At 50.8% G+C, this 12,275-nt stretch carries 13 protein-coding genes and 2 riboswitches; of the genes, 5 read left to right on the forward strand and 8 right to left on the reverse strand.

Translation table 11 applies throughout. The features are described from left to right. Positions 1-41 precede the first annotated feature (41 nt). A complete protein-coding gene (locus tag KDC22_RS00450; protein ID WP_246553199.1) occupies positions 42-2,315 on the forward strand; it encodes a HAMP domain-containing sensor histidine kinase in 2,274 nt (757 codons plus the stop codon). Then, positions 2,302-3,003, forward strand: a complete 702-nt coding sequence (locus KDC22_RS00455) for a pseudouridine synthase (RefSeq protein WP_173141068.1) — start codon at positions 2,302-2,304, stop codon at positions 3,001-3,003. Before KDC22_RS00450 ends, KDC22_RS00455 begins: the two co-directional genes overlap by 14 nt. Positions 3,004-3,097: 94 nt before the next feature. Here the strand turns inward: KDC22_RS00455 and motB are convergent, their stop codons facing one another. Together motB and motA are read right to left on the reverse strand one after the other, a co-directional pair. After that, positions 3,098-3,916: a flagellar motor protein MotB gene (gene motB, locus KDC22_RS00460; protein WP_211721732.1), complete on the reverse strand. Its 819-nt coding sequence runs from the start codon at positions 3,914-3,916 to the stop codon at positions 3,098-3,100. Continuing rightward, entirely contained in the window at positions 3,900-4,700 is an 801-nt protein-coding gene (motA, locus tag KDC22_RS00465; protein WP_173141072.1) for a flagellar motor stator protein MotA, read from the reverse strand. The genes motB and motA overlap by 17 nt, the downstream gene beginning before the upstream one ends. Positions 4,701-4,903: 203 nt before the next feature. Between motA and KDC22_RS00470 the strand changes: the two genes are divergently transcribed. Continuing rightward, on the forward strand, positions 4,904-5,197 hold the full coding sequence (locus tag KDC22_RS00470) for a hypothetical protein (RefSeq protein WP_173141131.1): 294 nt from the start codon (positions 4,904-4,906) through the stop codon (positions 5,195-5,197). A 201-nt stretch (positions 5,198-5,398) separates the two neighbouring features. After that, positions 5,399-5,674, forward strand: a complete 276-nt coding sequence (locus KDC22_RS00475; protein WP_211721733.1) for a 4a-hydroxytetrahydrobiopterin dehydratase — start codon at positions 5,399-5,401, stop codon at positions 5,672-5,674. Positions 5,675-5,805: 131 nt separating this feature from the next. Here the strand turns inward: KDC22_RS00475 and KDC22_RS00480 are convergent, their stop codons facing one another. The 6 genes from KDC22_RS00480 to KDC22_RS00505 all read right to left on the reverse strand — a co-directional run bounded on the left by KDC22_RS00480 (position 5,806) and on the right by KDC22_RS00505 (position 11,650). Further along, entirely contained in the window at positions 5,806-6,162 is a 357-nt protein-coding gene (locus KDC22_RS00480; RefSeq protein ID WP_173141076.1) for a c-type cytochrome, read from the reverse strand. A gap of 97 nt (positions 6,163-6,259) precedes the next feature. Continuing rightward, positions 6,260-6,745 carry a GNAT family N-acetyltransferase gene (locus KDC22_RS00485; protein WP_211721734.1) on the reverse strand — a complete coding sequence of 162 codons (486 nt, stop codon included), beginning with the start codon at positions 6,743-6,745 and terminating at the stop codon, positions 6,260-6,262. A 174-nt stretch (positions 6,746-6,919) separates the two neighbouring features. Beyond that, positions 6,920-7,411, reverse strand: a complete 492-nt coding sequence (locus tag KDC22_RS00490) for a C40 family peptidase (RefSeq protein ID WP_173141080.1) — start codon at positions 7,409-7,411, stop codon at positions 6,920-6,922. Between the two features lie 4 nt (positions 7,412-7,415). After that, a riboswitch (cyclic di-AMP (ydaO/yuaA leader) is annotated at positions 7,416-7,559 on the reverse strand. A 392-nt stretch (positions 7,560-7,951) separates the two neighbouring features. Next, positions 7,952-8,380, reverse strand: coding sequence for a C40 family peptidase (locus KDC22_RS00495; protein WP_173141133.1), 429 nt, complete (start codon positions 8,378-8,380; stop codon positions 7,952-7,954). 57 nt (positions 8,381-8,437) lie between these two features. Further along, a riboswitch (cyclic di-AMP (ydaO/yuaA leader) is annotated at positions 8,438-8,576 on the reverse strand. A 212-nt stretch (positions 8,577-8,788) separates the two neighbouring features. Beyond that, a complete protein-coding gene (locus KDC22_RS00500; RefSeq protein WP_173141082.1) occupies positions 8,789-9,586 on the reverse strand; it encodes a hypothetical protein in 798 nt (265 codons plus the stop codon). Positions 9,587-9,631: 45 nt separating this feature from the next. Continuing rightward, the gene (locus KDC22_RS00505) at positions 9,632-11,650 is read right to left on the reverse strand and encodes a M1 family metallopeptidase (protein ID WP_211721735.1); all 2,019 of its coding nucleotides are present in this window, start codon (positions 11,648-11,650) and stop codon (positions 9,632-9,634) included. A gap of 104 nt (positions 11,651-11,754) precedes the next feature. On the opposite strand from KDC22_RS00505, the gene KDC22_RS00510 reads away from it, so the two are divergent. Continuing rightward, the gene (locus KDC22_RS00510; RefSeq protein ID WP_173141086.1) at positions 11,755-12,261 is read left to right on the forward strand and encodes a YwhD family protein; all 507 of its coding nucleotides are present in this window, start codon (positions 11,755-11,757) and stop codon (positions 12,259-12,261) included. Positions 12,262-12,275 lie beyond the last annotated feature (14 nt).

Raw genomic sequence — 12,275 nt, forward strand, 5'->3', positions numbered from 1 at the left:
AATTATCAGCGATTATATTTGGTTCAGTACTCTTAATCTTGATGCTTAACCTAACACTTAATCTGTATACAGCCCGGAGTAATCTGCGTAATGAGAGTGTCAGCAATATGAAGATTACTGCGAAGCAGGTTGCCGTTTCGGTTGAACAGAGCAGCTACAGCTCCAACTACGTGCAGCACAAAATTGCTCAGAATCTGCGAATGACTGCAATACTGGCGTCCTACGAGCTGGATCCGGACATCAGGAATATTAACAATGAGCAGTTGAAGGATCTGTCCATTAAGCTGGGTGTGTCTAATATCTCGCTGCTGGTGAAGACCGCCGACGATATTATCGTTGCCAGGTCTTCCGATCCTGCAGAGATTGGACTTTCAACCAAGGGTATGGGTTTTTGGTATGTGGCTTTCCTGGAGTTGTTTGCGGGCCAGCAGGTCTCTGTCGATCAGGGACAGGCCCTGCAGAATTTCTGGTCCGGTCCGTTTGAATACTCAACCTCCAATCCCGAGTACATTGATAAATGGGGTTATTATTATGATGGTACCCGCAACTATATCATAGATCCGTATGTCCGGAGTACAGCGGTAAGCGATTATGTCAAAATCATGAATCCCGATGAAATTATCCGGGAGTCCAAGGCTGTAAACCCCGGCATTCTGGAGATCACGGGGATAAATCCGAAGACTTTTGGAGCGCCCAGCATGCTGCCTGACGGCACCGACCCCAAGAATACCAAGCTGCGCAACCGCCCTATCCAATACGGTACTTATACATACGGCAATATGGCAGAGGATAAAGCGGCCATCCGGGAAGCGCTGAACAAGGGCGAGCCGATCACGCTGGATACAGAGGCACTGGGTAAAAGAGTACTCAAGAGCTTCATTCCCATTAAACAGCCGGGATCTGCCGATTACGTGATCAGTGTGGTAATGGATTACGGGGCTATCTCTTCGGTAATCAAAGAGCAGCTGATCAACAATATCACCACCTCGGTGCTGCTGCTGATTATCTTTTTCTTAGCCAGTTATGTTATGGCTGGTGTTGTGACACGCCCGATTCAGGATATACTGGCTAAGGTAAATGATGTGGCCATGGGTAAATTTGAGCCCGCGCTTACGGTAACAAGCCGTGATGAGCTGGGACAGCTTGCCCAGCGCATCAATGCGATGACAACACATCTGCTGCAGCACACGAACCGGCTGGGGCAGACGCTGGAGGAGAACCGCGCGGTGAAGGAGCATCTGGAGTCGGTGATTAACGGGACCTCGGATGCGATTCACACGGTGGATATGGACGGGCGGATTATCAGTACGAATAGAGCCTTCGAGGAACTCTATGGATGGGGTGCAGAGGATGCTCTGGTCAAGCCGCCTTATCTCGTTCCGGCCACCGTTCAGAAGCAGGAGAGCCTGCGCTTGCAGCAGCTTAAGGACGGGGCGGCGCTGCCGCCTGTTGAGACGGTCAGGCTGAAGCGCGACGGATCGCTGGTCGAAGTCAGCGTCAGCAGCTCGGTTATCCGCGATGAGGAGGGCCAGCCGCAATCGGTTGTACACGTATCCCGTGATATGACCGAGCGCAACCGGATCGAGGAGCTGCTCAGACGCTCGGAGAAGCTCACTACAGTCGGCCAGCTCGCCGCAGGGGTTGCCCATGAGATTCGTAATCCCTTGACTACCCTGAGAGGATTCCTGCAGCTTCAGCAGGAGAAGAAGGTTCTGGTTCCGCTGCACATTGATCTGATGCTCTCGGAGCTGGACCGGATCAATCTGATTGTAAGCGAGTTCCTGATTCTCGCCAAGCCGCAGGCTGTTCATTTCCAGCAGAGGGATTTGCGGCATATTGTCGGCGATGTAGTCTCCCTGCTTGATAGCCAGGCGCACCTGTTCGGCATCGAGTTCGCAACGCATTTCTCGGGCGTACCCGCTATGGTGCACTGTGAAGAGAATCAGCTGAAGCAGGTATTTATCAATGTGATCAAAAATGCGATTGAAGCGATGCCGGACGGGGGAACGATTACCCTGGAGCAGCATCAGCAGGATGATTCTGTAGTTATAGTAATCACGGATGAAGGCGGAGGTGTGCCTGAGGACATGCTGCCCAAGCTGGGAGAGCCGTTCTTCACGAATAAAGAGTCAGGAACGGGGCTGGGCCTGATGGTCAGCCAGCGGATTATTCAGGCCCACAAAGGCAGCCTGGAGATAAGCAGCGAGTACGGCCGGGGGGCACAGGTGATAATCAAGCTGCCTGAAGCGAAAGAATCGGACCCTCCGGCCGGCATGAATATAGAACGGAGTGAAGACAAACATGAGAATCAATAAGTTCATCAGTGAGACAGGATATTGTTCACGCCGTGAAGCAGACAAGCTGGTCGAAGGGGGGAGAGTCACCATCAACGGTGAGCTTGCTCTGCTGGGCAGCCAGGCTGAAGCGGGGGATACAGTGCTGATCGACGGACAACCCCTTGAGAAGGGCAGCAGGATCGTTTATATTGCGCTTAATAAGCCGGTGGGCATCACTTCAACCACAGAAGCGCATATTCAGGGCAATATTGTCGATTTCATTGGCCATGAGGAGCGCATATTCCCCATTGGCCGGCTCGACAAGGATTCGGAAGGATTAATTCTGCTGACGAATGACGGAGACATCGTTAATAAAATATTGCGTTCTGAAGGCAGACATGAGAAGGAGTACGTGGTGACTGTAGACAGGCCGGTCACTCCATCCTTCCTTACAGGCATGTCTACCGGGGTGAAGATTCTGGGCAGCAAGACGCTTCCCTGTGAGGTTACACGGATCAGTGAGCGGGTATTCCGGATTATTCTTACCGAAGGCAAGAACCGGCAGATCCGCCGCATGTGCAGCGCGTTCGGCTATGAAGTACGGCGTCTGCAACGTATCCGGGTGATGAATATCCGGCTTGGCGCCCTGCAGACCGGGGAATGGCGTGAACTGTCACCACAAGAGAAGCAGGAGCTTGGTGTCATGCTGAGCTATGAGCTGCAATAAGCCGTATCTACGATATGAATGGATACAACGGAGAAAAGAGCTATCCCTATAAGCCGGTAACGGCCTCAGGGACAGCTCTTTTGTATCTTCGGTGTTATTTGCCAGGAGCAGAAACATCTGTAGTCTCTGCTGCAGGATCTTTATATTTGCGGAGAATGGACACTTCTACCCGGCGGTTCTTGGCCCGCCCAATAGCTGTTGCATTGGTATCAATAGGACGATATTCCCCATACCCGATCGGACTGAACTTCACCGGGTCCAGATTGGGATTCAGCAGCAGGATCTTCATGAACTGAAGGGCCCGGGCTACACTGAGATCCCAGTTCGAAGAGTAGGTACTGTTAGAGATCGGAACGTTATCTGTGTGCCCCTGTACCAGCACTTCATAATCCGGAAATTGCTGAAGCATGGTGGAGATCGACTTGGCCAATTGGCGGGATTCGTCCTTCACCACTGCCTGTCCTGAAGCGAACAACGCATTGTCGCTGATGGTGATCATCAGCTGCGACTGGTTCAGCTTCGTACTAAGCAAATCGGTCATTCCGTTGTTCTTGATATATTGATCGAATTGCTTCTTAAGCTTCTCCAGATCTTCCTGCTCTTTGGTGCGGAGCTTGGACAGCTCGGAGGAGCCGGTATTCTTGTCAAGAACACTGTTCATTTTATCTTTTCTGCCCTGGTCCAACTGGGTGTTAGTCGGCGAATCCGAACGGAACTCCAGGACGCCGCCGCCGCCGCTAAGCGCTGAATTGAATGCCTGGGCCATTTGTTCGAACTTCTGGGCATCCGTAGCACTCATGGCATACATTACGAGGAACAGGGCCACCAGCAGGGTCATCAGATCGGAATAGGGCAGCAGCCAGGATTCATCGGCATGCTCTTCGTGTTCCTCATGCCTAGTCTTTTTGCTCACTCGAAGCGCCCTCCTTCTCGCTCAGCTTGGCGCGCTCGGACGGAGTCAGGAAGACAGACAGCTTCTGGTTAATGGCAATGGTGGATACCCCGGATTGAATGGACAGCAGGCCTTCCACCATCATCAGGCGGACTTCGATCTCCCGTTTGGAGATCCGCTTCAGCTTGTTAGCCATAGGATGCCACATGACATAACCGGTGAATATCCCGAGCAGCGTAGCAATGAAGGCTCCGGCAATCGCATGGGCCAGTATGTCCATGTTGCTCATATCACCCAAGGCGGCAATCAGCCCGATAACAGCTCCGAGTACCCCCAGTGTAGGGGCGTACATTCCTGCTTGGGAGAAAATCAGGGCGCCGGCTTTATGTCTGTCTTCAGTTGCATGAATATCTTCCATTAACACGTCGCGGACAAACTCCTGGTCGTTGCCGTCAATAATCATCCGCATGCCGTTTCTGAGGAAATTATCTTCAATTTCATCGACATTGGACTCCAGGGCAAGTAGCCCTTCACGGCGGGTGATGGAGGCCCATTCCATGAACATGGTAATCAGCTCAGGCTTGCCGACCATCTTTTTCTTCACAAACAGAATCTTCAGCAGCTTAGGGAAATTCTTGACTTCCGACATGGGAAAGGCCATGAAGATAGAGGCGGCCGTACCAAGAAAAATAATTACATAGGCAGCGGGGTTGTTCAAGCTTGCAAGCGGAGCATGCTTGAGTATCATTCCCCAGACTACTGCGATCAGGCCAAACACCAGGCCTAGAATTGTTGAGATTTCCATTTATGCACCTCGTCCATGAGAATTAAGAAGTGATCGACTAACCGCGTACTTCATCCTTGAACCGCGGGAGAACACTCTGCTTATAACCAAATCACGTATATTCTTATTTATCGACAGCATTCCCTTATTTGTGAAGTGATTTTTTCGGCTATAATAGATAAGGTAGGTTATTATTCATCAGCGAAGAAAACGGAGTGATTGATGTGGGAGTTAAGCATGGTAGAGATTACAGTGAAATTCTTGTTGATTTGACAGGAGCGGTCGGACGAATCTCTGACGGGTATATTTTCTTTGAAATGGAGCCTGAAGAGTGGGTAAGCCTGCCGGAGGAGTCGAAGCAGGAGGTCTGGGAGGCGCTTGCCGAGGACCTGTTCTACGCCCTGGGCAATGAACCGGTGATTCAGGTTGGCAGCGGTGTTGTAATGTACGATAAAGAAACACACCGGATTAATATTCTGCTTGGCGATGAGGATTTGGCTTCGGTAGTTCTAGTGTAAGTTGAGAAAATACGGGAGCAGGTTTGTCCTCAGGTATCCGCCCATGGTAAAATTGGATGTGGAGTACTAATTGCCGGAAGATACGAATACATTTAATCAAAAAAATCTTTGGCCGGGCACATCCCTTGGACTTTCAGAAGCTGAGGGATGTTTTATTTGAGGGTGAACCGGAACCGTTAACTTAGCAAGGGAGGGAACGAATTGCAATTTACAGAGGAAGAACTGCAGGAGCATATCGGCAAGCTTGAGGGCTGGAGACTGGATAAGGATAAGCTGGTGCGCAAATATATGTTCAATGAATACATGAAGGGAATTGCTTTTGTGGACGAGGTGGCCGCCATTTCGGAAGCCTTCGATCATCACCCGCATATCACGATTGATTACAAGACCGTTGTTCTGCGGCTGACCGCAGATGTGGAGAAGCTTGATCTCCGCCAGGCCCGTGAATTTAATGAGGCGTTCGAGAAGAATCGTTAGAGGACAAGGTTACTATGGAAACGACAGGCATGCCTGATTAATAAAAATGCCCGTGCAGGGATCGCTTGAGATCCTCTGCAACGGGCATTATACATATGAATGAAGAGCTTGATGTCCTTACAATAAGCGGATTATTTCTTCTCGGCGAGCCATAAGGCTACATTCGCGATTTCTTCAGGGGCCAGCCTGTCTTTGAAGGAAGGCATCTGTCCGCGTCCCTTGGTGACTATACTGTAGATCTGCGGCGCATCATGTGATGCACCTTCCTGCTGCAGGCTCGGTCCTGCACCGCCCTGGAGCTGGTCACCGTGGCAGGAGATACAGTTGGCCTTCACTGTAGCCTCCGCACTGGCAGCGTCCAGTACAACCTCAGGCATTGTCGGTTTGTTCTCTTCAGCTACCTCGGATTTACCGGGTAAGGTGAACATTAAGATCACCGCAAAGGCGCAGGCGGCAAAAAACAAACCGCTCATGATCCATTTCTGCATCTGCAATCCGTCCCTTCATGTAAGCTGCTGTTTCCATTATAGCGGATGGTGAAGCGTTATCATAGTATTTGTGTCAAAAAAATGAACGGAATAATCACTATTCCTCATAGACCATGCAATAAAACGGCTTATTGCCGGTGGGTGTCCGGCGTTCATAGGTATCCGTTATGGTGAACCCGCATTTCTGGTAAGCGCGGATTGCCCGCTGATTCCAGGTCAGTACCTCCAGATCAATCTCACGCTCCGGGTAACGGGCCCGTGCAGCCTGCACGATCGCCTTCATGAACAGATGCCCCATCCCATGACCACAGAGATCCGGACGCATCCCCACTCCGAGCCGGACTACACCCTCCATAGGAAACAACTGGGCGAAGCCGCACAGATCACCTTGCCCGTTCACTACGGACACATATTGCTCCTGTCGCAGCTCCGGGTCACCGAACTCAACGCCGAGCGCCTGCATCTGCTCCCAGGACATCCAGCCGTATATGTTATACGGGGGGCTGTAGCTCCACTCGCAGATCTCAGCGGCATGCAGCGGCTCCATAGGTACAACGTAAAAGGTTAGCGGAGAACTAATCATAAGCGGGCGGCCTCCTTTCCGGGACAATGCTTTTTACTATATTATATATATTTTATGAAAAGGCGGAATGGGTGTTTTACAAATATAGAGCGGGGTAAGTAATTTTATAGACAAAAAAAGCCCTTTCCCAAGATTTCGGCAAAAATCTCGGAAAAGAGCGTATGTTACAACAAATTATTCGACATCATCGTTGTCTTGAGAATCCGTAGCTGCAGTCTTGTAAGCATCTGTGCTCATAATCCGCTTGGCGCCAACGTAGCGGTTGACGTAGTAGCTGTCACTCAGCGAACTGATAGTTACACCACGGGATGAAGACGCATGTGCGAACTCGCCGTCACCGACATAAATACCGACATGGGATACACCTTTGCCATTGGTATTGAAGAATACAAGATCGCCCGCTCTCATCTCGTCACGGGACACGGCAGAACCCATCTGGTATTGGGAGCCGGATTGATGCGGCAGGTTAATGCCCATCTTATCAAAAACATACATTGTAAATCCAGAGCAATCAAATCCGTTTGTGGATACACCGCCGGATACGTATTTGGTTCCAATGGCTTTGTCGATAACTTTATCCATCTTGGAATCGGCGAAAGCGCTTCCTGCTCCAATGGTGAAGATAATGGACAAACTTAGTACTGCGGCTGCTAGCTTCTTCTTCAAAAGTAAATACCCCTTCCAATGCCTACGAGGTTAGCTTAAGGGTTCGGTTGAAGGTCCCCTATGACCCCTCTTAGAATAGGAGGTCAATTCACCCAAAGTGGTTCCCCCGTTTCCCTAACTTCATTAGGGAACTCGGCACGACTGTTGATTAGGATTAGCTGTTCATTCAATACATGACAAAACCTTTGTTAAAAGCGATTCAATAATTACAAAAATGTTACTAAAAACTCACTGCGATAATTGTAACAAAGACTTCGGCACTTGGCAATCACTTATAACATATTAATGCATCTTTTTTGCTGTTTTTAGAGTTATAGCCGTTAGAAAGACTCATATCTATGTGCAGAGTAGCTTCTATATGTTTTTTTCTTTATTTTTGGAATAAAATGCTGTTTCAAGGGCAGAAAATCTGTGTAAAAGGTAGAATAAGGAAAAGAAAAAGGAAGAACCCGGAAATGATTACGGCAATAATCATCCCGGGCCTGTATAAGTTACAATGGGTTGTTAGAGGTTGAAATGTTCGGGGTATTCTTCAAGGGTTCAATCGTAAGCGACAGCTTGGTAGGCTGTTGTGCTCATTACTCGTTTGGCGCCAACATAGCGGTTGGCCCAGTAGGACTGGCTCATTGAACTGATGGTTACACCGCGTGAACTGGAGGACTGTGCAAATTTCCCGTTTCCGACATAAATACCGACATGGGATACTCCGTTGCCCAAGGTATTGAAGAACACGAGATCGCCGGAACGCAGCTGGCTCTTAGGTACTGCTGTTCCTACTTTGTACTGTGCCTTAGAAGTGCGGGGCAGAGTAAGCCCAACATTCTTGAACACATATTTGGTGAATCCGGAACAGTCGAACCCGTTGGTGGTTGTGCCTCCGGTTTTATATGACGTTCCAATGGTTTTTGAGATCACAGTATCCATTTTGGAATCTGCGAAGGCACTGCCTGCTCCGAGTGTGAATACCATCACAAGACCCAGCGCTGCTGCGGTGCATTTTTTCTTGAAGTTCTGAATAATCAAAAGATGTACTCCTTCCAGGGCCTGCGAGGTTAGCTTAAGGATTCGGTAGAAGGTTCCCCTATGACCCCTCTAAAGCGAGATCAATTCACCCAAAATATGGTTCCCCCACTTCCCGGTGCTGGGAATTCGGCGTTATGTGCACCAGAACAGTGACTTATCGGCAATTAGTTAATTTGCAATGGTTACGGTAAATTATGCTTGAAAGATTACAACTTTGTTACTAGTAGTACAGGCATCATTGTATCAGAGGTTTTACAGTTTTGCAAATGGTTTTGTCTTCGCTTAAGCAAAAAAGAGTCCTGCTCCCTGCTTGAGGGGCTGTGACTCTTTTTAGTATGCCGTTTCGGCCGTGAATTATTGTGGAAATGATTTACTGGACCAGAGATGGTACTGGGCAGCAACTCCCCACATATTGAAGAGCGTGGAGGGCAGCGGAGCTGCCTGACGCAGCAGCAGGGCCGGTAGTCCCGGATACAGCAGCGCAGAAGCACTGCAGAGGATCAGTATAATTAGACTTCCCGCCCCCAATATGACGGATACTCCGATAGAAGGCAGCAGCACCTTCAGGCAGATCAGCAGAGACGAGAACATGCCGGTGCCGGCAGTATAGCCGAATTGCATATAGAGCAGAAGCTTGCGGATTAGGAAGAGGTACAGGAGCCAGCCCAGCACATAAGGCACAAGCTTCAGCAGAAGCGGAACCTCAAGAATGCCGCCAAGCAGCAGTCGGTACATACGCGGAAGCAGCCAATAGAGCGGCAGGAGGGTTAACGCCCATTCCACGAGGCTGAATACCAGCACGGGCAGCCCGTACTTTTTCATTCCGGGAAAAAAGAACAGTCCACGCGCTCCTGCGCGCTCCTGATGGAGCTCATGCAGCAGCCCTGCCCGGATGAAGGGGGTGAGCAGCAGCCGGAGCAAAGTCAGTGCCAGAAGCAGCCATAGCCAATGCTGGACGGCAGGTTCGGTGCGCAGGGAAGACTGGCCCTCGATATAATACAGCAGCCTGCCTATTCCGCTGCCGCCGGCATCCGCATCGGGATAGCGCAGCAGCAGGGGAACAACAGCGCTTTTAATGAATTTGTACAGGAAATAGCCCCAGAACAGCCGGTAAATAAATAGCAGAATCAATATATAGAATTGCTCTTTCATGCTGACCCAACCGCGGGTTATTGAACTTTTCACCATTCCTTCACCTCACCAGACTAGAGTTCCGAGCAGGGTTTCAAGCAGTGTCGTCACGCTAAGCGTCCAGCGGGAGAGAGTACGCGGCTCCAGCTCGGCCATTCTGAAATTATTAAGATGCCTGCTCTCCAGCAGAATGGTATGCCCCGGATCGATCTCTGCGGAGACCAGAGGCGCTTTATAGGCTAACTCGAAGGAGGTTGATTGTCCCTCGCCATTCCAATATTGCTGAACAGTGTACCCGTCCGAGAAGGTGAATTTCACGGGAACATCCGGGTAGAGGGTGCCTTTATTGCTCACCTCAACAACTGCGCTATATTGCACTCCGTCACCGTCACCGTCGCTGCCGCTGCGTTTTGTGGAGAGCTTAATATCGTCTACTGCGAAATCAGGAGCTCCCCCGCCGTAGACATACCGGTCAAAATAAGTCTGCCAGGATTGCTTGGTCACCTTCTCCACAATCTTCTGGAAATCTGCGGTAGACGGGTGCTTGAAGCGGTATTTGCGGACATAGGCAGCGAGAATGGTATCCATATTCTTGGCCCCCGCTATGCGCTCGATATCCTTAAGCACCAGCTTGCCCCGGATATACACATTGCGGGTATAGGCATCGTCGCCGCTGTATTTCCAGGTCTCCAGCTTAAGCGGCTGTGAGGAGGAGACCAGGCTGGACTGAAGCGGAAGGCTTGAGGCTACACCGTATTCCTGTTCCATCAGGCGGTCTTCTGCGTAGGAGGTGAAGCTCTCATCGAGCCAGGCTTCTTCAAATTCATTACTGCCGACCATGCCATAGAAATACTGGTGGCCGATCTCGTGGATAATGGTGCGCTCCAGCGAAGTGCCCGGCGCTGCCGCGGTGGCACCGAAGGCGGTAATCAGTGTCGGATATTCCATTCCCCCCGCCCCGTTGCCGGACTCAGGCGGAACTACAATGGATAAGGTGGAGTAAGGATACGGGCCGTACCACTTGCTGAAAGCGGTCAGGGCCGCCTCAGCCGCCTGGAAATAGCGCTCCTGGAGATTCTTATGCAGCGGGTCCAGATAGAGCTTAATTCTCACCCCGGGCACCTGTGGTGCGGAGAAGGCCTTCTCGGCAACCACGAAATCCGGTGAGGCGGCCCAGGCAAAGTCATGGACATCATCTGCATAGAATTGGTAGACCTTACGGCCCTGCACTACCTTGGCATTCCTCACCGGAAATCCGGTTGCGGCCACCTTGTACTCAGGCGGGACGGAAATGGTTACATTGTAAATACCGAAATCACTGTAGAATTCGGAGGTTCCGTGATATTGATGGAGGTTCCATCCTTCCTCCTTGAGTCCTCTTCTGCCGGCAGGCTCGTAGACGCTTATTTTCGGAAACCACTGGCCGGCCATGACGAAGTTACCGGCGGTCCCCATCCGGGCGAATATTTTCGGCAGCTTGACCTCGAACTTAAGCCTCACCGTAATACTCTCACCGCCGTGTACCGGCTGGGGCAGATGAACCTTGAGCAGTGTTTTATCGTTGATATTGCCGTCGTCAGGCTGCACATACTGGGTGCGCTGCATAAGAGAGATGCCTTCGGAGGTCCGCAGATCCGTTAGGGTGATGCTGCCGTACCCGCCAGCAGGCATGGAATCTCCGCGGAGTGTGCCCCCCGATTCCTTCATGAAGGTTGTATTGCCGGAAGCGAATGCATTGGGATACAGGTGAAAATACAGCTCTTGGACCGGTTTTGAGCCCGGGTGGGTCCAGGTCAGCGTCTCGGAAGCTGTTAAGGTCCCCGTATCTGCCTGAAGCTGCACATCCATGTGGTATTCGACCACACGCTGGCTTAGAGCTTCTGATTCTGGGGGAGAGAACATCTCCGGAAGAGTGGACTGCACGGGCTGCTGCGGGATGACGGCGGGGGACTTGGCCTCTTTTGGCACAGAAGCAGTCCATGCGGCAGGGTTATGCCCTGAAAGAAACCATATTCCGCCTCCAAGCAAGGTGAGAACAGCCAGGACTGCGAAGATGAGGGTATACCTTAATGAATGTGGCTTCATACTGTGATTCCTCCCGTGACAAGCATCTACGGGATGTATATGTTTGCAATCGCCGCAATATTAGCTAAAATTAAATAATTAGTGAATGGAAAGGATGTGCACATGTGGATAACGTACAACCGGAAGGCAAAAAACAGATTGCCTTGAATATTGTGAATGCCAGAGCCAAGCATAAAGGCTTCGGCGCAGGCTCTATTGATCTGAACAATGTATCTCCTGTCATTATTGATCAGGGAGAGGCAGTTATTGATATCGGCGCTATGCATGCAAAGAGCAAAGTGGAGAAAGGGATTAAATTCTCTGTGAACCGTGAGGATGTCCCGAACGGCAGACAGGTATGGGTCGTATGGGTGGCTGTAGACCGTACACCGGAGGGACAGTTCTACGGAGGAATTACTGCCTGTGAGATGTGGATTGACACCGAAGCCCGCCGCGGCTGGAAGATTCTCGCCGATCATGTCAATAAGCTGGATGCTGCCCTGAAGCGGAAGCTTATGCTGGAGGGACTGGGAATCAGCGAACGGGCAGCGCTGAAATCACTGCTGATGACCCATAATGAAGAGTGGTGGGCTGCTTCGCCGGAAGAGCTGAAAGCGGCATTGTCGGAATAGGGGAAGCGCAGGGT

The organism is Paenibacillus tritici, from assembly GCF_018207515.1.
Classification (GTDB): domain Bacteria; phylum Bacillota; class Bacilli; order Paenibacillales; family Paenibacillaceae; genus Paenibacillus_AQ; species Paenibacillus_AQ tritici.

Excerpts from the sequence above, each read along its gene's own strand:
- KDC22_RS00450 (WP_246553199.1), top strand. The coding sequence starts at position 42 with ATGCTTAACCTAACACTTAATCTGTATACAGCCCGGAGTAATCTGCGT.
- KDC22_RS00455 (WP_173141068.1), top strand. The coding sequence starts at position 2,302 with ATGAGAATCAATAAGTTCATCAGTGAGACAGGATATTGTTCACGCCGT.
- motA (WP_173141072.1), bottom strand. The coding sequence starts at position 4,700 with ATGGAAATCTCAACAATTCTAGGCCTGGTGTTTGGCCTGATCGCAGTA.
- KDC22_RS00480 (WP_173141076.1), bottom strand. The coding sequence starts at position 6,162 with ATGCAGAAATGGATCATGAGCGGTTTGTTTTTTGCCGCCTGCGCCTTT.
- KDC22_RS00485 (WP_211721734.1), bottom strand. The coding sequence starts at position 6,745 with ATGATTAGTTCTCCGCTAACCTTTTACGTTGTACCTATGGAGCCGCTG.
- KDC22_RS00495 (WP_173141133.1), bottom strand. The coding sequence starts at position 8,380 with ATGGTATTCACACTCGGAGCAGGCAGTGCCTTCGCAGATTCCAAAATG.
- KDC22_RS00500 (WP_173141082.1), bottom strand. The coding sequence starts at position 9,586 with ATGAAAGAGCAATTCTATATATTGATTCTGCTATTTATTTACCGGCTG.
- KDC22_RS00505 (WP_211721735.1), bottom strand. The coding sequence starts at position 11,650 with ATGAAGCCACATTCATTAAGGTATACCCTCATCTTCGCAGTCCTGGCT.